The organism is Gimesia aquarii, assembly GCF_007748195.1.
GTDB lineage: Bacteria > Planctomycetota > Planctomycetia > Planctomycetales > Planctomycetaceae > Gimesia > Gimesia aquarii.
This window is the reverse complement of sequence record NZ_CP037920.1, coordinates 2,147,190-2,168,436: the sequence shown is the minus strand read 5'-3', so window position 1 is coordinate 2,168,436 and position 21,247 is coordinate 2,147,190. Positions and strand designations below refer to the sequence as shown.

Sequence of the window (21,247 nt, the reverse complement as noted above, 5' to 3'; positions counted from 1 at the left end):
TGCTTACCCGGGGACTTCGGTGTGAACGGAAACAGTAGGTTCTGGTGAGTTATTTTGCTGAGGAGTGAGGTAATAATCGTGATACCCTTCACCTCCTCGATAGCGATACTTACCAGATTTTCCGTTATAGATACCATTGGCGAGAATGCCAGTGACGTTGATTCCATTGGTCTGAATGATCTGCTGAACTTTCCGAATCACACCCCGACGATTCTTATCGACACGAACAACAAGTAACACACCATCTACTGAAGAAGCAACAATAGATGGGTCGCTGACAACAGCCAAAGGTGGGGTGTCAACCAAAACGTAATCAAAGTCATTACGCACTTGCTTTAACAAATGGGTAAAGCGTTTAGACATCAGCATCTCGGATGGATTTTCTGGAAGAGTCCCTGCTGTCATCAAAGACAGATCTTTAATTCTAGTTTCACGGATAGCTGTCTGTGCGTCAATCTCCTCAGATAAAACGTCTCCTAAACCGATTCCATTCACAATTCCAAATAAACTGTGGATTGTGGGTCGCCGTAAATCAGCATCAACGATTAAGACCTTGCGACCTGTCTGAGCAATCGCCAATGCCAAATTGGAAATAGAAGTGGTTTTACCATCACCAGGTTGTGCACTCGTCATTTGCAATACTTTGGCACCACTCTGGTCTGTTTTCAGCAGCAAAGATGTCCGCAATGAGCGAAATGATTCTGCTTCCTTCGATGATGGTCGATAGTAATACCATAAGGCACGATCAAATTCACATTCACTATCATCAATGCTAACACTTTCATCAAACGTCGGCACTTCACCTAAGACTGGTAAATGTAACTGATTCCTGATTTCATCAACAGATTTTAATGTCGTATCCTGTTTTTCTCTAAAGAATGAAATCGCCAGGACCAATCCCAACCCCACAGCACCTCCGGCGAGTAGAAATTTCAACTGGCGTTTAATCACTAATACATCTTTAACAGGAGAAAGCTGAGTTAATGTATAACCACTGTTTCCTTGGGAAACTTTTTCGACTAACAACTGTTTAAAAATATTGTCACGTTGTGATTTCAGTTGTGCAATTTCTTCATTGTAAGCCTGATCTACTACTTGATAGTTTCCGATTTTCTTCGCGAGTTCTGTTTCTTCATCAAACAGCTTCGTCAATTCCTGTTCCCGATTGTGAAGTTCTTTTAATTGCTGCTCCATCGACTTAAGATAGATATTAACGAAATCCGCCTCTTTCACATTTGATAGTTTGAAATCCCCAGAGTTGAGATTATCAGCTGAAATTTCAATCCCCTGCTTTCGATAGAGATTCACGATCGTTTTAATGCTACGGTTCACTGCATCGAGGTCGGGATGATTTTCACCGAAATCTCTTTCCAGACGATTCTTTTGAATCAACAACGGCATTAAATGTGTTTCGAGTGCAGTTCGTGCTCGATCGAGATTTGAAGTACCTGGCGCTGAAATGCTGGCTCCTGCAGAACTTGTACTACCAGGTTGCCCTCCGCGGGTTTGCCCCATTAGAAACTGTTGAGCAAGCAACTCAAGAGTTTCTTTTGATTCACCACTGGCAATGGCAGCTTTTAGAGAACTGATTTTGGATTTTAATTCTGTCAGTTTTAATAAATTGAGTCGACGTTCATTATCGATGGCTTTCACACGCTCCTGATGCACGTTGGTACTACCAGCCACCGCTGCGTCGGATCCAGGGGTATTTTCCCAATACAAGGGGGCATCTTCTCGAAATTCACGGTACTCTTTTTTCTTTCGTTCAAGATCGTTAAGTATTTGCTTATTTGCCTGATCGAGTTGCTCTCTAATTTCATTCGTATTTACCTGTCGGACTTCATGCAAATAACGTTGATAGGCATCAACAATTGCCTGAGTCACTATTTTCGCATCTTGAGACCGCGGATTTTCGTATAAGATATTCAAAATATTCAGATAGGCCCGGTCGTTCCCTGAAATGCGTTTTACTTTCAAAGAACCAAGGATCTCTTCAGTTGGATCAGTCTCACCAGCTAACGATGGTAAGTTATACAGTTTTGCTTCCTTAACAGCTTCACCTACAATCCGCGGACTTTTGATAACATCAATATGAGCCGTTAATTCACCGAAGGTTTGAATTTCCCCTTCTTTGATCGGCACAGGATTCTTTTGCGAAACCTGAACCTTAGTGCTGGCAGAATAAATGGGGCCTAATTTCATATAAGCGGCCTGCCCCAAAATGAGGCCCACAGCCAACCCTGAAATGAGTAGAAACTTATTGCGAAACAGTAACCGCACAATATCAACGCCTGGTCCGGAAGTATTACTTTGTGTATGACCTTCCATTCCATCGAATTCGAAATCAGAATGATTTTCCAGTGGTTGAAATTCTGTATTCACGACAGCGGGTCCCGATCTATAAGCTGCTGAGTCTGTTGAGCAAAAACAATTATGACTCTCTGTGAGAGTGTTTCATGTGTTTATCAATTGTTTAACAACCACCGAGGCAAGTCTTTGACTCTGATTTAATATATTGTTCGTACCAAGTGATTGTTCTTCGTAAGCCTTCCTTGATATCAACGACAGGCTCATATCCCAGATCCCGCTGAGCAGCTGAAATATCAGCCCATGAATGCAAAACGTCCCCGGTTCGCCGGGGTTGAAAATCGGGATCGTACGGTTTCTCCAACAGTTCACAAATGAACTTCAACAGATCAATTAAATTCAAAGAGCTACCACAGGCAACGTTATAAACATTCCCTGAAACTTTATCAGCATCTGCCTGTGACGCCAGAATATTGGCCTGAACGACATTGTCGATATATGTAAAATCACGGGATTGTATTCCATCGCCAAATATGACTGGTTGGCGACCTTCCAGTAACGCAGAAGCAAATAAGGGAATCACGGCGGAATAGGGGCTGTTAGGATCCTGTCGCGGTCCAAATACATTGAAGTATCGAATACGAACCGTTTCCAGATCATAGGAATTCGCAAAAGCCTGACAATACAATTCTCCCGCCAGCTTCGCTGCCGCATACGGAGAGAGCACTTCCGGTGCCTGGCCTTCATGCTTTGGCATTTCTTGCTGATTCCCATAGGCACTACTGGAACCTGCATACACAACGCGTTTCACATCTGAACGACGTGCGGCATCTAAAACATGAATCGTCCCTGTCACACAAGCCTCATGAGTATCAAGAGGATGTTCAACACTTCGCGGTACGGAAGCCAGTGCCGCCTGATGAAAGACGATATCGATTCCTTTTGTAGCTTGCTCTACTGCCTTGAGATCTCGCAAGTCACCTTGAACGAATTCCACTTGGTCCTGGATATGCTCCAGATTTTTTAAAGCACCAGTGCTCAGATTATCGAAAACACGTACACTATGGCCTTCATTGACCAGACGAGTCGCCAGATGAGAACCAATAAATCCTGCACCGCCGGTTACTAAATAATTTGTCACGTTTAAACCTCTGCATTGGTATGAATTCACAAGACTCGTCAGAGCAGTCAACAATCACTTCTGCCTGTTGATCGGAGTCACCGGTATCAATACCTTCAATGTAGCATTCAATTCACAAGGAATAAGTTACGAATTCCGAGTATTCCTCTTAGAAATTATCGAACACTCAGCGCCGATGACCTTATTCCATATTATAAGCAGGAATTTCCCGCACAACCAAAATAATGATCAGCCGGAGTGCGGGAATTTCATTCAAGTCGTATGGATGCGTAGAGAGATAACGTGGAAATTCAATTTAATCGATACATGAATCAAGCGTTGTAACGATCATCGACATTTTGATGATTGTACCTGTTCTCCGACGTTTTCTTAAAACCAAATACGAAATCTTATTTCGAGTCAGGGCCATAAGGAGAAAAACGCGCAATCATAATCCCGGCAGCAACCGAAGCATTTAAAGAATCAACAATTCCAGTTGGTGAAAGACGACAAATCACATCGCACTGGTCTCGTGTTAAACGTCGCAAACCCTTCTCTTCATTGCCGATCACCACCATCCAGGGGCGATCCCGTTGAAATGCCGACACATCATCTTTCGCATGCTCGGACGTTCCCATAATCCAGATACCGGTCTTTTTTGCTTCAGTAATCGCTCGACTCAAATTTGTTTCTACAGCAAAGGGAACTACCTCCATGCCACCGGAAGCAACATCGTAGACCGTGGCATTTAAGGGTGCAGAACGATCTTTGGTGAGAACAATCCCTCTGACACCAAAAAAAGCAGCGGTCCGAAAGATGGCACCAATATTATGTGGGTCTTGAATACAATCTAAAGCCAACCAGAGACCGCTCTGTCCGTCCCCTTCTTCTGCCGCACAAATCGTCTTTAATGACGCAGGAATACGCGGCTTAACCAGAGCCAATGAACCGGTAGTTCGACGCCCCTGATCTTCGGACCGTTTTCTCTTCATTTTCTGCGGAGCAGATTTTTTGATGACTACCGGAATTCTGTGACTGCGCGCTTCATCTGCCACATCGCTCCAGTTTCCTTGAGTTGAGCCAGCAGAGAGACGAATCTCTGTGACATCGATGGGGCGAGTCTGCAATGCAGCCAGCACGCTATGGGGATTTTTTAACTCCAAAGTCACAGAACAATAATCCTGAATCAACTGCAAATACTAGGAACCAAATAGAAAATCAGCTGGCCGAATGGAAAGATTAGGTATTCCCCTCGACACATTCAAGGACTTTGCGTCTCAGAATGTTTGTTATCTGCAAGTTTTTCCTTAGAGTACTCAGCCAAATCAGAAGTCTTGATCCGATTGATCCCAACAGAGGTATCACTTAAATCAGAAAGTAACTGGTCATCGGAAACACTTATCCTCACTGGCAGTTTGACTGTGAACTTACTTCCTCGACCAAACTCACTTTCAAGAAAGACTTCACCATCCAGCAACTTTGAAAGTTCGCGAATAATAGAAAGTCCTAAACCAGTTCCCTCAAATGAGCGAGTCAATGCATCTTTTGATTCTGAAGAAGACCTGCCCTGTCGGAATTTTTCGAAAATGTTTTCCTGTTCATCTAGCGGGATTCCAATTCCTGTATCTTCAACAACAAGATCCATCATTTGAGAATCATCGGCGCAAAGCGTTGCAGAGATATGAACTCGTCCTCCTTCCGGAGTGAATTTGATGGCGTTAGAAAGTAAGTTATTTAGAATTTGCTGAATCTTGATGGAATCCTGAAAGAGAATTGGAATCTTGGGGTCGATTTCTGAAGTCATTTCAATATTTTTTTTGTCAGCTAACGGTTGCATCGTGCCGACACGTCGTTCAATTAGATCTGCAATGGCGATTTCCGAAAGTTGCAATTCCATTTTGCCACTTTCAATCTTGGCAAGATCGAGAACATCATTAATGAGTGCCAGCAGGTTCTTTCCAGACATCTGAATATTGCCGACATATCGTTTTTGCTTGTCTTCTAAATCTTTGGAATTCGCGAGCAGATCACTGAATCCAAGAATACTGTTTAATGGAGTTCGCAACTCATGACTCATCGTTGCCAGAAATTCATCTTTCAATTTATTCATTTCATAAAGCCGCAAGTTGACCTGAGCTAACTCATCGACCTTCGTATCTAAATCGGTGTTAACTGTTCTCAATTCTTCCTGCACGGTCACGAGATGCCGCAACATGCGGTTAAACGCATAACTCAACTCTTCAAATTCATCGCCCGTACGGATATCAGCTCGTAAGTCGAGATTTCCATGTGCGATTTCATCACTGACATCTTTCAAATGCAGAACGGGTTTCACAATGACATACCGTACGATGGCATAGGCAGCCAGCATGGCAAGAAACGCAGTAATTAATGCAGAACCTAAATTGATTGCTTTATTCCAGGCCAATGCCTGTTCCATTTTTTGTAAGGGGAAGCGAATATTCACAATACCAATCAATCCCCCTTCCTCTAAATCGGGATCATCTCGCAGACGATGGCAGGCAACACAGGACTCAGTTGCATGAATTGCTCCATAGTATTGAAATTTTCCTTCACCCTCATCCCGATAAAATACTTCTGACTCTCCCTCTTCAATCCGTTCCAGAGCTGCATAGCCATCGCTGTCGATTGGACGCTCAGTAGAATCGGTATTGGAAGGATTGGCTTTGAAAACAGCCCAACTATAGTCCCCCAGGTCCTGAGGTTTCACCGACTGAGCCATTTTTTCGATCAACAGAACATATTGATCGTTCGTTTCTGACCACTTCCAGTGTTTTTCCAGAATGATCGGCGCAACTAACAACCGAGCTGATGTGACATTCTGGTCATCAAGAACTTGATTGTTTAACCAGGTGTTCAATGAAAAACTGGCTGTAATCAATACCATCAAACCGCCACCAAACAGAAAGCGACACTTTCGTTCGAGATTGGTTTCCCCCAGCAGTTTTTTGAAGGCACGGTAAGACATAAAGTTCCATCAATCGATGAGAATGAGATTAAGGACTTAAACGTGATATTAAGCCAAAACAGTCTCTGTAGAAAAGTAAGATTTTAGAAATCTAGCTGTAATTAACTGAAATTAGTCACTTTTCCCAAATATCCTTCTCCCCATCTTATTCCTTCATACCTCTTTACGTACTGATTGGTACAAACTTTTATTCTTTGAATGCCTGACAACACGGACAATAAAACGTAGAACGCTGCGCCTGTACAATGCGAACAATCTGTGCTCCCTTACATGATTTACAAGCATTTCCTTCCTGATTATAAACTCGATGATGATTCTGATATCCGCCTGATTGATTGAGTGCATTTCGATAAGTACCATCTCCCAGGGTTGAGCCTTCATAGCGTATTGCGGTTTTTAGAATTCGTTTCATTGCATTGTGCATCTTCTGAACTTCTGAGATGCTTAAATGATTCGCTTGTCGCTCCGGATGGATCTGACTTAAGTGAAGGATTTCACTGGCATAAAGGTTACCTATACCTGCAATCATTTTTTGGTCCAACAACGCGACCTTGATTGCACGGCTAGTTTTCAAACAACGTGCCTTCAGATCTGTTAGAGAAATCACAAGGGCATCAGGGCCTAACTTGTTTGCTCCTAATTCAGTTAACAACTCTGCTTTCCTGTAAAGTCGGACCGTTCCCAAGCCACGACGGTCCCAAAACCAAAGCGATCTTTTGGATCTCCTTTTTTGCAAAACCCACTCCAATCTTAAATGACCTGAGTCGGGAGGATTTGACAGCAACATTAGTCCAGTCATACGAGGCTCAATGACAATTGAATCTTCACTCTCAAGGTCCAGTACAACACGTTTGGCCAACCGTCGAACAGAGACAATTGTCTGGTCGATTACACGAGATCGAATTGATTTCAATCCAGGCTTCAGCGAAATAGGCTTGCACGAACAAGGGCATTTTCGAAAGTCGCTTATGACTTGACCTTCCACTACTTCACGAATCCCCCGAACCATAGTCTCAACTTCCGGTAGCTCTGGCACAGATTTTCCTTGTATATCAATTATATTTGTTTTAAGGTGTAATTGGCTTTAAACGCAGTGTTTCTATTCTACTACCTGTACCTGTTCTTTGGATGTCAGAGACAAGCTGAATTGGGAAGACCAAGAAATTTAAGATTACGCTTGACGTTGGGGCAAAGTTGGACGATCCTAGACCATAAAGCCCATATATTCCCCAGCTTGTGGAATGTATACATGCGAACCGAACATTTAATCCGTTAAAAATCTGTGCCAATCGGAGAGCGTCCATGCGCCCTAAATACCCTCGAGTAGGCTCCAGCGTTGTTTCAGTCGTTGCAACCATTGCCTGTTTATCCATTGTTCTGGCAGTCACATTTTATCTGGTAAATCAGCAACCGGAGGTGACCGTTGAACAAGCACCAGAACAAATTCAAGCTCACATAGAATCACCGATTGTGCTTGAAGAACAGGAAACAGTAGAAGTAGCTCCTGCTGTGGTTCCAGAACCAGTTCTTGAAACTCGCCAGATCTCTCCGAAAGAAGAAGTGGCAGCTCATTTGGAAGCGGGCGAATTCGGCAAAGCAATCGAAACCGCCGAAACCGTTGCCGACCTTCATCAACGAACTTTATTGTTGAAAATGGTCGTAGAAGCACAACTCAAATCGGGCGACTTTGTAGCCGCTTTGGGAACCATCAACCGTATCCCGCTGGCAGATGAACGAACAAAAGCCATGGGTGAACGGGCACAAGCAATCTCACTGGCCGGTGGGGGGCAACTAGCCGACTTTACACAGTTGATTGACCTGATCCAAACACAGACCTCAGGACTCTGGGAAGATACCGGAGAAGGGGAAGGCTCTATCCGACAATTCGATAGTGGGGTTCGAGTTGATCCTCAAGGATTGTTACACCACATCAGTAAAGCAGAACTCGATGGTCGATTAGCGGCTCTGGGAATCAAAGCTCGTCAGGCAGACTTAAATAAAAACGTCGCACAAAACAGTCAAATGCGACTCATCTCACTGACGCGACTCGAAAAAGAAGTTCAGCAATTGATAGAAGAAGGACGTTCCCCTGTCGAAACCATGAAGATGTTAGCAGGCCTGACAAAAGTCGAATACGTCTTCGTCTATCCCGAAGATCAGGAAGTCGTCATTGCTGGTCCTGCGGAAGCTTGGACTTATAATGACCAAGGACTCGCAGTCGGTATCGAAAGTGGTCGACCAGTCCTGCAATTAGACGACTTAGTCACAGTCCTTAGAACATTCTCTGATCAGGGAGAAGAAATCTTCGGTTGTTCTTTCGATCCACGCCCTGAGGGTCTGGCTCGTGTGAAGGAATTCGTCGCCAAATCAAATGCACGTGGCCCATTACGTGCAGGAGCCGGTGTTCGAAACTGGACCAAACAACTCAAAAATCAATTAGGCGTGCAAGACATCACACTGTATGGCGTTCCCAAAACTTCGCGTGTGGCCCGTGTGCTGATCGAAGCCGACTACCGTATGAAGCTGATCGGTATTGGTAAAATGGATGCAGGGGATAATATTCCCAGCTACTTTGATTTACTGGCAAAGCAAAATACAAAAGACCCTCAAAACCTGGAAGCACTTCGTTGGTGGTTAACGATGAAATATGACTCTGTTCTGCACAATCCACAACGAACTGCTTATCAAGTAGTCGGTTCTTCAGTCTTATGCCAGTCAGAAAATCAAATCGTCACGAATGAAGGTCAACGGCTGCAAACCGGTCAAGCAGAGGAATTAAACCGTGAATTCGCTGCTAACTTCACAAAGCATTATCAAGAACTGGCGCAACAAGATCTGGTCTATGCTGACCTGCAAAATATTTTCGATCTGGCTCTGGTTGCTGCTCTGATGCGAAATGAGCAGTTGGCAAACCGTGCTGGCTGGGAAATGGGAGCTTTTGCTTCAACTGGCGCTTATCGTCCTGCGGAATTTGATCCGGCCCATACCGTTGACACAGTTATCAATCATCGTGTTTACAATGGAAAAGATGTCGTTGTACAAGTTGCTGGTGGCGTTCGTGTTGATACCGGTTCCGTTGTCAAAAATCAAAAAAATCTCAAAGTCTCAGATCAAGTGGGAACTGTTTCTAAAAAATCACAAGCTCCCGCTTTACCTGTTGGCCGATGGTGGTGGGATTTGGCTAACTAACTCAGCAAAAAGGTAAACTACAAAGTAAAAAAACCGCGGCCAGTTCTCTGACCGCGGTTTTTGTTTTGACCAGCAGATGGTTATTTCACGTAACCTTTAATACCAACGGGTTTCAATGTTTGAGGAAAATCGCGAGGCTTCGTGTGAGCCTGCTGCATAATCTGCTCCATCTCCTTCAATTTTTCTGGATTTTGTTTGGCAAGATTTTTTGTTTCACCAACATCTTTTCCTAAATCATAGAGTTCTATCGAATTTTTCATTCGGTTTTGAACAGCCTTCCAATCTCCCATCCGAAGTGCTCTCGAACGCATTTCACCTTTGGTATATTCCCAATAAAGGTATTTGTGTTTTTTCTGATTTCCCTTGCCTAACAGAGTTGGCAGAAAAGAAATCCCATCGATATCGACTCCTTTTGGAACATTAGTCCCGGCAATCTGTGCAAAGGTAGGCAGGATATCCCAAAACGCAATTTGCAGATCTGAGGTTGTTCCGGGAGCGACTTTGCCAGGCCAATTGACAACAAAAGGTACACGCAAACCACCTTCATACATTGTTCCTTTATAACCTTTAAGTGGTGCGTTTCCGTTAAAGAAGTCAGTCATGCCCTTCCAGGTGCCCCCCTGCCCGCCATTGTCTGATGTAAAGATAATCAAAGTATTATCTCGTATTCCCATTTCTTCCAACATCTCTACGATCTCACCCACATGATCGTCTAATCGAGAGACCATCCCTGCAAACGTTACCAACCCATCATCTGATCCAATATAGCCAGGACGTGGATCAAGGATTTGTGTTTTAGGAAATTTCCCACGATAAGGATGCTCGGACTCTTCTGGTACAACCAGCTCTACGTGCGGGATGATGTAGGGTAGATAAGCAAAGAAAGGTTGATTTTGATTTTTGCGAATAAAATCTTTCGCATCTTCATGGATTAAATCATGAATGTAATTTCCCCGTTGATTATTTTCGTTTTCGGGAAGCATTACTTTTTTATCATTTCTCCATATCCAAAAGGGGTAATAAAAATGAGCATGTACCTGGAGTAATTGTCCGGTGAATTGATCAAATCCCTGACGATTGGGATGGCCTGGAGTCCCTTCGTAACCGAGCCCCCACTTTCCAAAGATGCCCGTTGCATAGCCAGCATCTTTTAGTACTTCTGCGACGGTTTTATCTTGCCCGTAAAGTAGTTGGTTCAGGTCGTTTGCGCGAACAGCAGTATGACCGGTATGTTGTCCCGTCATTAAAACGCTTCGCGAAGGCTGACAAACCATGGAACCCGCATAAGCCTGTGTGAATTTCATCCCCTCTGCTGCCAGTTGATCTATATGGGGCGTTTTGATTTTTGTTTGACCATAACACCCCAACTCAGCGTAGCCCAAATCATCGGCCATAATCAAAATAATGTTTGGTTTTTGTTTTGCGTAAGCTTGTGAAACATCTGAGGCAAACAAACTCACCCCACATAGCACTGCCAGAATAAAAAATAACCGTTGATTCATGATGCCATAACCTTTCAATTTTTGTATTTCTTCAGTTTTTTGAAATATTTACATGTAGGAATTGATTCACTCAACTCATTTTGGAAATAGTTTTAGATTGGGGTTGACCGAATTTCTTTTAACTTTTATTCTCCCCGCAACATTAGTAATCAAGCTGATGTGAAAAATTCAAGAAAACAATTCCTGGTAACATCACACCTCAGAATGACAGTTATCATTCTCTTTTTCAACCTTCAAACACATACCGGTGTCCGTTGAGTGATTTCATTCTCTCAATGGAAAGATCGAGTGTCCAACGCACGGATGCCGCGGCTCCGATCTTTTTAAAAAGGAAATAGAGCGATTTTATCTGAGGCGTAATAGTAATCGTAATGAACAATCAGGCGTACAATCGCCTCCCGGAAGTGGTACAAGTCCTTTCCCCCCCTGGGCTACTGCTTCCGGGAATTTTTATGCGCTGATCTGAATCATTTGTAAATTGGGAATGTCGTAGAATTAGCTCTCTCCGGGAAATCCATCCATTTTGCCAATCACAACAATTCCCGATTCGGAAACAGTAAACCCACGCCCCTTGTCTTTGGCAAGGTCATAACCGATTTCACAATTCTTGGGGATTGAAACTCCTTTATCGATGATCGCGTTTCGAATTTTCGCGTGTCTACCGATATTCACACCTGAAAACAGAATGGAATTATCGACTTCCGCCCAGCTATTAATCCGGACATTTGATGAAATGATAGATTGACTTACACGCCCCCCTGAAATGATCGACCCCGGGCAGACAGTACTATCCACAGCCTGCCCCACACGAGGTTTAGAGCCTTCACTTTGAGCAAAGACAAACTTCGGCGGAGGATCCGGTGGCTGATAGGATCTGATCGGCCAGGTTTGATCATACAAATTTAACTGTGGATGAACCGAGATCAAATCCATATTTGCTTCATAATAGGAATCAATAGTTCCTACATCTCGCCAATAATATCCATCTCCCGTATTTTTATCCTGAAAAGGATAAGCGCGTACCAGATGATCATCGATAATAGAAGGGATAATATTTTTTCCGAAGTCATGCGAACTATCTAACTGTGTTGCATCGTAACACAGTCGTTCAAACAGAAAGTTCGTATTAAACACATAGATCCCCATCGACGCCAGACTTTTATCAGGATGATTAGGCATCGAAGCTGGAGCCGCCGGTTTTTCTTCAAATTTCACGACGCGCATGTCATCATCAACGGCCATCACTCCAAACTGGCTTGCTTCTGTTCGATCTACAGGAATACATCCAATCGTCGCTTCAGCCCCGGATTCCTTATGATCACGAATCAGTTTAGAATAATCCATCTTATAGATATGGTCACCAGAAAGGATCAGAATGTAATCTGATCTGGCGCGTTCAATCGTGTAAATATTCTGATAAACGGCATCCGCGGTTCCCTGATACCACTGTTCGTCAATTCGCTGCTGTGGTGGCAAGACATCAACAAATTCATTCAGTTCACGGCAAAGAAATCGCCAACCAAGATTGATATGTCGATCGAGACTGGCCGCTTTATATTGAGTCAGAATCAAAATCCGACGTAAGCCACTATTGATGCAATTGGAAAGTGTAAAATCGATAATTCGATACCCGCCTCCAAACGGAACTGCAGGCTTCGCTCGATCTCTGGTAAGTGGTTCCAGACGAGATCCTTTACCACCTGCCAGAATCAAAGCCAACACATTTCGCATTATTGTTCTCTCCTTATAGACATCATGATCTTCGTGAAATAATCCCTTTATTCACCAACAAGATGTTCTCTCATTTTCTTTATATGTTTTAGCATGCTTTGGTCATGAAAGGAATTCAAATTAGATCCGTTTTAATGATCTTACATTTTCTTCTAAAAATTACGTAATTTGTTAATAACACAAATTACCCATATTTTATTTCCATTTGCAAATTCATGAAGTTCAGATTGTTTTTATGCTTCCGACTTCTCTCGGCGAATTAATCAATTTATAATTCTAAACATTCGACTTGTATCAATCTGTTGGGAGAACGCATCCATGAATTCCTCTGATGAAAAATTGACCAAATCATTTTACGATCGTATCAGTCATTCTTATGACCTGATTGCGGACTCCAACGAACATGTCGCTCGTGAAAAAGGGCTTGCCGCTTTGAGTATCGCTGAAGGCGAAAAAGTCCTGGAAATAGGTTATGGAACCGGACATTCACTTGTAGCACTCGCTGAATCAGTGGGAACAACAGGCTCTGTTTATGGAGTCGACATTTCTGATGGAATGCAGAAAGTCTCTGAAAAACGAGTCACAGAAGCGGGAGTTGCCGATCGTGTGAACCTGTCTGTAGCAATCACTCCTCCTTTGCCTTTTGAGGATCAGACGTTCGATGTCGTTTCGATGAGCTTTACACTGGAACTCTTCCCCCTGGAAACGATTCCCGCTGTTCTCGAAGAAATCAAACGTGTACTGAAGCCGGGAGGACGTTTGGGTGTGGTTTCGATGGCCTTGCCTAAAGAAGGAGAAAAAGACAGTTTTCTAGAAAAGACCTACAAATGGATGCACCAGCATTTTCCACATATAGTTGACTGTCAGCCGATCGATGCTGTTGGTTTTCTGAAAAATGCTGGATTTTCAATCAAAGAAGAACTCGATTTGAATATCTGGACCATGCCCGTGGCAGTGCTTGTGGGAACAACTCCCACCTGATCCTCATCAACTATTTTCCTCTTTCGGAACCCGCTTTATTGGGAATCAATTTTACATGCCAGCAGATCAACGGCAACCAATGGCGGTTCAGGAAGAAACAGAACGTTATCAGAAAAAACTGACACTCTGGGATACCGTGAACATCATCATTGGTATTGTGATTGGGGTTTCGATTTTTAAGGTTCCAAGTCTGGTGTTTGCCAATGCGGGATCGATTGAAGCGGGCTTGGCAGTCTGGTGCCTCGGTGGTTTTTTGATGTTAGCCGGTGCGCTCTGCTACGCTGAGCTGGCTTCTGCTATGCCTGAAACCGGGGGAGATTATGTGTTTCTCTCTCGAACATATGGAACGGGCGCCGGTTTTCTCTTTGGATGGGCTCAATTTGTCGCCATCAATCCAGGTAATATCGGGATCATGTCCTATGTCTTTGCCCAATACGCGGTCTCATTCCTGGGAGTCTCAGATGACTGGTCGGTACTGCTTGCTGCTTCATCTGTCTGCATTCTGATCTTTTTAAATTTGCTCGGACTGATGGTTGGTAAACGAGCACAAAATATACTGACGCTCGCCAAAGTCATCGGTTTGGTAGCTATCGCTTTGACTGGATTTTATCTCGGTATAAAGAATACAACCACTGTCCCATCTGCCATACCAGGTGGCTCAAATTCTACGGCTAACTTTGGTTTGTCAATGGTGTTTGTACTGTATGCCTATGGTGGGTGGAACGATGCGGCTTTCGTTGCCGCTGAAGTGAAACAGCCAGGAAAGAATATTCCTAAAGCTTTGATCATGGGAACGGTGGGAATCATGGTCATCTATCTTCTTATCAACTGTGCCTACTTGTGGGGGCTTGGTTATGAAGGTCTGCTAAACTCACCAGCACCAGCAGCTGACTTACTGGAGCGAGTCTGGGGCACAACAGGAAAAACTGCAATCAGTCTCGTCATCATGATCTCATCCTTAGGTGCCATCAATGGCTTGATTCTGACAGGTTCGCGAGTCAACGTTCGCCTGGGAATGGACCACCCGCTATTCGCTGTACTGGCACGCTGGAATTATCGTGTCAATGCGCCAATCTATTCGCTCATCACACAGGGAATGATTTCAGTGAGCATGATCGTATTGATCGGAACAAAAACCGGACAACACATACTGGAAAAACCCTTTGAATTGATTCAACATAAATTTATCAACTGGGAGAAATACGCCGGTGGCTTTGATACGCTCATCGCCGCCTCGGCGCCCCTGTTCTGGATCTTCTTCTTAATGACAGGTCTCAGCCTGATCGTCTTACGGTTCAAACTCCCTTCTCTGGAACGCCCCTTCCGCGTTCCCTTCTACCCGCTAACCCCCATTCTATTCTGCATCACTTCATTATACATGCTCTATTCCAGTCTCACTTATGCGGGAGGTCTGACCGCACTGGGATTGATCCCTGTATTGATAGGCATCCCTCTTTATTTAATGAGCCGTGTCTCTCATAACACAAAATAATTATCGCAGCCTAATTACTCTTCAGGATAACGGTCCCACCGGTAAGCCAGTTTGGAATTTTTCCAGAAAACTTTGTCTAACGCTGACTGGCCTTTGTCTTGCAAATAATCGACAAGAATCTTTTGCAGGGTGACGTAGTCGGCGGCTCGTTCTGAAACAGGCCAGTTGCTGCCGAAGATCATGCGGTCGACTCCGATCTGGTTCCAGATGACGTCCAATGTGGGACGGTAGTATGCAACATCTGAGGGGACATTGTTCGGTCGATGCCGTGACGCCCCTTCGACCAGCGCAGAGATTTTGATATAGACCTGCTTTTGGTCTGACAATGATTCCAAGGCCTGTTTCCATTTGGGATCGATCTCGTCTCCTTTGATGACCACGTTACCAATATGATCGACAACAATTCGTAAGTCTGGAACTAGCTTTGTAACACGGCGTGCACTCTCTAACGTCGCAGGCGGGCCATTGAGATCAACTTGCAATCCTAAGTCAGCCAGCATTTTTAAATCGTCGACAAACCGCGGCTGCGATAACCCAGACTGAATTAAATGATGATTGACGCGGATGCCTTTGAAGATTGGGTTTTTGGAAAATCGTTTGAGATGTGTTCGAAACATCGCTTCGCCGGGTGTCAATCGCCCCACGAAACCAATAATTACGGGGTTCTCTTTTACCAGATCCAATATCCATTGATTGTCTTCCACCAATTTACTGGCTTCGACAACCACCGTCGCATTCACAGGTTGATACTTTTTTAGCGCAACAAAATCTTTTGGCAATACTGTGCGATAAAGGGATGAACCTTTGCTCGGCCAGGGAACGCCTTCCGGGCGCGTGGGATCATAAAAATGCGTATGCGTATCGACAACTTTGGCGGGTAGATTGATTGGTGATTTTTTGTCTGCACTGAGACTGATTGCTGACTGAGCGGCAACCACACTTGCAGAAGCGGATTTGAGAAATGTACGACGATTGATGGCTTCCATTCTGATGTTCCTCTGTAGTAATCAAAATTTGCTCTTAAATGGGTGATCCTATCATAACATATCAAAGACCTCTTAGTCTGCTATATCTATCTATTTTCACAATGAATTTTGTCTGCTCTGCTGAAATCAGAATCGCACTTCCTTTTCATTGCCTTTTTTGCTAATTTTCACGTACTACGTATCTTTACTTTAATTCTTCATATGTATGACAATCTCGTTGCCAGGATAGGCTTCAAGCAAATTCAACGGACTTGAACTGTGATGCCCGAGTCAGATGACCAAAACTCGAGTTGGAATCGTCATGAACCACTCGCTCCTGAGAGCGAAACGGATGAAGGCTGGCCAACGGATCTTGAAGGCACACTTTCAGAGGAAGGGATTGAACCAGAGTCTGGTTTGAATGCCAGCAATGCCGAACTGGAAGAATTTGATTTCTCACTCAAATTTGAAGACTACGCGCCTGTCTGGCTGCAAAAGCTCAGATCGTTTTTTAGTAGCGATCCTGAATGGTCTTTTGCCTCTGCTGTTGGATGTGTTGCCATTATTCTCACGGTCATTTTGCTCCTGGCGATGCCAGAGGATAAAGTGAAACAAGTTGCCGATCATATTACCGCACCTGAAGCCGAAATCGCAAAACTGCCCGACTCTGAACCCATTGATTCACGCATTGATGTTGAAGTTCCCTCGCCTTATGCCTGGGTCGAAGTAGGATCAGAGCCTCTGTATGTCTCTTTCGGAGAGTTTCAAAAACCAATCTCCGAAGTCGTCGTCCTCGAAGAAAGAGCGGAGACACCATTCAAACTACCCGAGTTCAATAAGAATCCAGAGACAGCAAAAGCTCCCGCAATTGTCATGGACGTACAAAAAATCAGAATCATTGAAAGAGAAATTCTGGATCCGGCAATCGACGAGTCCTTTGTCCTGAAATCACAGCCCTCTCCAGTCGAAATGGAAAGCCGACTTGATCCTGCAGAACTCCTTTTATTCGATCAAAACTGGAAACTCTTTGATCTAGTCAGAGCGGAAACTCGAACTCAACAAACAATTCGCCCCACTCTGTATCGCGAGCGGTTTCCTGGAGGGGAACATTTACAGGTGGGTCAGGAACAACCCCTTGATCGTAGCCAACTCGACCGACTGACACGTGTGACGGCTCCTCAGCAGTCAGACCAGTTAAATATTGAAATTCGCAAACGGATACCTCAAAACGGAACCGTACAAAATCTGCTGACTTACTCCCTCCTGGTAAAAAACCAGGGAACCAGCCCTGCCTACAATGTTCAAATCGATGAAGAACTCTCGCCTGCCACGAGTCTGGTAGATGTTTCTCCCTCCGCTGAAGTCAAACAAAATCATCTGTATTGGAATATTGCCCGACTTGATCCTGATGAAGAGCGGGAGCTCAAAATTAAAGTCTTCCTTGATCAAGAAGGTAATGCGAAAACCAATTCCATTATCAGACTCGCGTCCAAAGTCACCGCTTCTACTGACATCTCTGCCCCTAGACTGGCAGTACAAATGACAGGTCCTGACGTGGTAACAGAAGGAGAAATCTTTCCACTCGATTTCATCGTCAGTAATCAAGGACGACATGACCAACGTGAAGTTGCATTAAATCTGGACCTGCCTGAAGGGCTGGAACACGCAGAAGGCCAACGACTCACATTGAAAATCGACCAATTGGCTGCCCGCGAATCCCGTACATTACGTGCGCGCGTAAAAGCCACGAAATCAGGGCTCGTCACATCACAAGCTACGCTGGCAGCACAAGGCATCTCACACGAACAGACCTCGTTAAAACAAAAGATTGTTGAGAGAAAAACTGAATCCCAACCAATGAACTCTCAACAAACGCCTGCCCAGTCGAAAACGCCTCTCAAGTCAACCGCGCCGCCTCAGTTCTGCCCGTGCCAGCCCGTCTATCTTCCCCCGGTCATCTATCTGGTCCCCTGATGGACCATTGAGTTGAATCACTCTCCCACATTCGGTTACCATCGAACGAGTATTTTTTCGTTTGAATTCTGGCCCCCTGAATCACCGTAGAGAGAACTGATATGATACTGTTTCAGCGAATGAATCTACGTTTCTCATTCCACTACGCAATGGTTAGCGTTTGCATACTCATCTATTCCTCTCTGACTTTCGCCCAACAGCCAGAGCGCAGGCAAGGCGAAATAGCAGGAGAACTCAGCTCTGATTCAGTCATTCTCCAATCAAGACTAACAGCACCGGAGTTAGATGAAACCGGAGACCTTCTAGGAAGACCCGGTATCGCCCGCTTTGAGCTTTCCACTCGGAAAGATTTTCAGAATGCGTTTTTTACTGAATGGCTCGCCGCAAAACCCGAGCATGATTATATCGTGAAGATACTGGTTTCGGAATTGAAGCCAGGAACGCGTTATTATTACCGACTCCAATACGGATCTGATAAAGCATCCATTCAAACCGGCCCCACGAATACCTTCCAAACCCTTCCCGCTGCTGGACGAGTCGCAGAAATCAATTTTGCTGTGGTGACAGGTATGAACTATCACTTCTTTCATCATGGTGCTGGTAAAAAACGTCCTGCTTACCAGGGAAAGGACAAACAATTAGGATTCCCGGCACTGGTAAGTATTTTGAAATTGCAACCCGATTTTTTTGTGGGGACTGGCGATAACGTTTACTATGATCACCCACGCCAAAACTCAGCGCAAACAGCAGAAGCGCTCAGAAAGAAATGGCATGAACAATTTGTGCAACAGCGATTCATCGATCTCTTTGCTCAGGTTCCCACCTACTGGGAAAAAGACGATCATGACTTTCGTTACAATGATTGTGATCTGACTGGCAGCAAAGCTCCTGCGAACGAACTTGGACTGCGTATGTTTCTCGAGCAGGTTCCCATTGTTGATCCGAAAGACCAAAACCCGATTACTTATCGTACACAGCGTATGGGAAAACTATTACAGGTTTGGTTTACAGAAAATCGTGATTATCGCAGTCCCAATCGTTCACCTGATGGACCAGAAAAAACGATCTGGGGAGCCAAACAACGTAACTGGCTTAAAGAGACGCTCAAGAAGTCAGACGCAACGTTCAAACTGATTATCTCTCCTACTCCCATGATTGGTCCCGATGATAAATCGAAAAAGGATAACCACACCAACATTGGTGGATTTCGACAGGAACGAGATGAGTTTTTTCAATGGATCAAACAAGAGAAACTGGACCAGCAGGGTCTCTATCTGATCTGCGGAGACCGGCATTGGCAATACCACTCGATTGATCCCTCTGGTATTGAAGAGTTCTCCACTGGCGCACTCGTCGATGCGAATTCCCGTTTAGGGATCAAACCGGGAGCCAAAAAAGGAACCGACCCTGACGCACAAATCAGACAACCCTATACGTCAAATCCCGCCTCGGGCGGCTTTCTGTATGTCACTGTGAAACCCGCTCAAGACGGAAATACGGGAACCGCATCATTTCAGTTCTATGATGAGCAAGGAAAGCTGTTACACCGGGTCCAAAAAGAACGAACGATTGATCCATGATTCTGACTTTCATTCTCGTCGATCTTTCATAATCAACAGACAAATTATTGCAAGAGGTTCAAGTAAAGCGGTAGCATAGAGAGAATCTGTTTAATGATCATACGAAAGTATGTTTGTCCCTTACAGAAAGACTCTGATGAAACGATTCGTACCCTATTTTCAACGGCTGGTTCTAGCATTGACCTTTCCATGGATCGGGATGCTAAGCGCAATCCACGCCGCAGATCCAACCATTGGTCAAATCACACTTAAGTCGGGAAAGCACGTAATTACCGACGAACCGGTTTTTGTACTACTTCCAGAAACAGGCTTTCCTGACACTACCGTTTATCTTCTAGAGAAGTCATCTGCTGGCACAAAAACGATCCCCGCACAAATCGAAAACAGGAAAAATGCAGCCAACCGTCTCTGGTTCATTCCACCGGGTAAAACAACAGCTGATACCTCACGAGTATTTGAGATCAAGATAGGACAAACGACTTTCGAAAATGGCGTTTCGATAAAAGATAGTGGCGAAGCATTCCAGATACGCATCGGGAATCGTCCCGTATTAAATTACAATTACAAACATAGAGCGGCACCTAAACTTTTGCATCCGCTTTATGGGCGCAGCGCGCATATCCATCCTATCTGGACGCCCAGTGGCAAAATCGTTTCCGATGAATTTCCTCCCGATCATGCACATCAGAGCGGGCAATTTCTGGCTTATACCAATTGTTTATTCGAAGGACGAGTCACGAATTTCTGGGAAATCAAAAGTAATAAAGGGCGTGTCCGTTTTCATAAGCTGGTCTCACAACAGTCAGGGCCTGTGTTTGCCGAACTGAAAGTGAAACAGGAACACGTCGATCTCACCGGCTCTGAAGAAAAAGTTGCTTTACTGGAAACCTGGACGATTCGAGTCTGGAATCAGATAGCAAAACAACCGAAATTCTGGATGTATGACATTTCCTCAGAAGCACGTTGTGCCTCGGAGAGTCCTTTACTCCTTCCCAAATATCATTATGGTGGTATGGCAATTCGTGGAGGGCGTGGCTGGGATAAAAACAATTGCCGCTTTTTGACTTCCAATGGAAAGACACGAAAAGATGGGAATCATGATCGCGCACACTGGTGTGATATCTATGGAAGACCCACTGCTGAAACTCCCTGGAGTGGTTTTACAATCCTGAGTCATCGTACTAATTTTCGTCATCCCGAACCTGTGCGCATTCATCCATCGATGCCATATATGGTGTTTACCCCCAGTGCTTTGGGTGACTGGAAAATTACACCAGAGCAGCCAAACATCAGTCGATATCGTTTTCTGGTACACGATGGTCCAACGCTTCAAGAGACAGAACAAATTTGGCATATTTATGCCTACCCACCACAAACTACGTTACAGCTAGTCACAAAAAATAATTAAACCGCTGAG

The 21,247-nt window shown here is 44.5% G+C and carries 14 protein-coding genes; 6 read left to right on the top strand and 8 right to left on the bottom strand.

The window, feature by feature from the left end; genetic code table 11:
- Positions 1-3: 3 nt before the first annotated feature.
- The 5 genes from V144x_RS08625 to mutM form a co-directional block, all read right to left on the bottom strand.
- Positions 4-2,382: a polysaccharide biosynthesis tyrosine autokinase gene (locus V144x_RS08625; protein ID WP_144984269.1), complete on the bottom strand. Its 2,379-nt coding sequence runs from the start codon at positions 2,380-2,382 to the stop codon at positions 4-6.
- Positions 2,383-2,473: 91 nt separating this feature from the next.
- Positions 2,474-3,448: an SDR family oxidoreductase gene (locus tag V144x_RS08620; protein ID WP_144984266.1), complete on the bottom strand. Its 975-nt coding sequence runs from the start codon at positions 3,446-3,448 to the stop codon at positions 2,474-2,476.
- 389 nt (positions 3,449-3,837) lie between these two features.
- Positions 3,838-4,596 carry a 23S rRNA (guanosine(2251)-2'-O)-methyltransferase RlmB gene (gene rlmB / locus V144x_RS08615; RefSeq protein ID WP_144984263.1) on the bottom strand — a complete coding sequence of 253 codons (759 nt, stop codon included), beginning with the start codon at positions 4,594-4,596 and terminating at the stop codon, positions 3,838-3,840.
- A 92-nt stretch (positions 4,597-4,688) separates the two neighbouring features.
- On the bottom strand, positions 4,689-6,416 hold the full coding sequence (locus tag V144x_RS08610) for an ATP-binding protein (RefSeq protein ID WP_144984260.1): 1,728 nt from the start codon (positions 6,414-6,416) through the stop codon (positions 4,689-4,691).
- A 187-nt stretch (positions 6,417-6,603) separates the two neighbouring features.
- The gene (mutM, locus tag V144x_RS08605) at positions 6,604-7,452 is read right to left on the bottom strand and encodes a bifunctional DNA-formamidopyrimidine glycosylase/DNA-(apurinic or apyrimidinic site) lyase (protein ID WP_144984257.1); all 849 of its coding nucleotides are present in this window, start codon (positions 7,450-7,452) and stop codon (positions 6,604-6,606) included.
- 266 nt (positions 7,453-7,718) lie between these two features.
- On the opposite strand from mutM, the gene V144x_RS08600 reads away from it, so the two are divergent.
- Complete coding sequence (locus tag V144x_RS08600; protein WP_144984254.1) at positions 7,719-9,605, top strand: DUF1598 domain-containing protein; 1,887 nt, start codon at positions 7,719-7,721, stop codon at positions 9,603-9,605.
- Between the two features lie 80 nt (positions 9,606-9,685).
- Here the strand turns inward: V144x_RS08600 and V144x_RS08595 are convergent, their stop codons facing one another.
- Positions 9,686-11,107: an arylsulfatase gene (locus V144x_RS08595; RefSeq protein WP_144984251.1), complete on the bottom strand. Its 1,422-nt coding sequence runs from the start codon at positions 11,105-11,107 to the stop codon at positions 9,686-9,688.
- Between the two features lie 495 nt (positions 11,108-11,602).
- A complete protein-coding gene (gene glgC, locus V144x_RS08590; RefSeq protein ID WP_144984248.1) occupies positions 11,603-12,889 on the bottom strand; it encodes a glucose-1-phosphate adenylyltransferase in 1,287 nt (428 codons plus the stop codon).
- 267 nt (positions 12,890-13,156) lie between these two features.
- Between glgC and V144x_RS08585 the strand changes: the two genes are divergently transcribed.
- Positions 13,157-13,819 carry a class I SAM-dependent methyltransferase gene (locus V144x_RS08585; protein WP_144984245.1) on the top strand — a complete coding sequence of 221 codons (663 nt, stop codon included), beginning with the start codon at positions 13,157-13,159 and terminating at the stop codon, positions 13,817-13,819.
- Positions 13,820-13,874: 55 nt separating this feature from the next.
- Positions 13,875-15,311 carry an APC family permease gene (locus tag V144x_RS08580; RefSeq protein ID WP_144984242.1) on the top strand — a complete coding sequence of 479 codons (1,437 nt, stop codon included), beginning with the start codon at positions 13,875-13,877 and terminating at the stop codon, positions 15,309-15,311.
- A 14-nt stretch (positions 15,312-15,325) separates the two neighbouring features.
- Here V144x_RS08580 and V144x_RS08575 read toward each other — a convergent pair whose 3' ends face one another.
- Positions 15,326-16,297: an amidohydrolase family protein gene (locus V144x_RS08575; protein WP_144984239.1), complete on the bottom strand. Its 972-nt coding sequence runs from the start codon at positions 16,295-16,297 to the stop codon at positions 15,326-15,328.
- 261 nt (positions 16,298-16,558) lie between these two features.
- On the opposite strand from V144x_RS08575, the gene V144x_RS08570 reads away from it, so the two are divergent.
- The 3 genes from V144x_RS08570 to V144x_RS08560 all read left to right on the top strand — a co-directional run bounded on the left by V144x_RS08570 (position 16,559) and on the right by V144x_RS08560 (position 21,238).
- Entirely contained in the window at positions 16,559-18,250 is a 1,692-nt protein-coding gene (locus tag V144x_RS08570) for a DUF11 domain-containing protein (protein ID WP_144984236.1), read from the top strand.
- A 101-nt stretch (positions 18,251-18,351) separates the two neighbouring features.
- Positions 18,352-19,830, top strand: a complete 1,479-nt coding sequence (locus tag V144x_RS08565; protein WP_232102765.1) for an alkaline phosphatase D family protein — start codon at positions 18,352-18,354, stop codon at positions 19,828-19,830.
- Positions 19,831-19,966: 136 nt separating this feature from the next.
- Positions 19,967-21,238 carry a DUF6807 domain-containing protein gene (locus V144x_RS08560; protein ID WP_197998828.1) on the top strand — a complete coding sequence of 424 codons (1,272 nt, stop codon included), beginning with the start codon at positions 19,967-19,969 and terminating at the stop codon, positions 21,236-21,238.
- Positions 21,239-21,247: the final 9 nt, after the last annotated feature.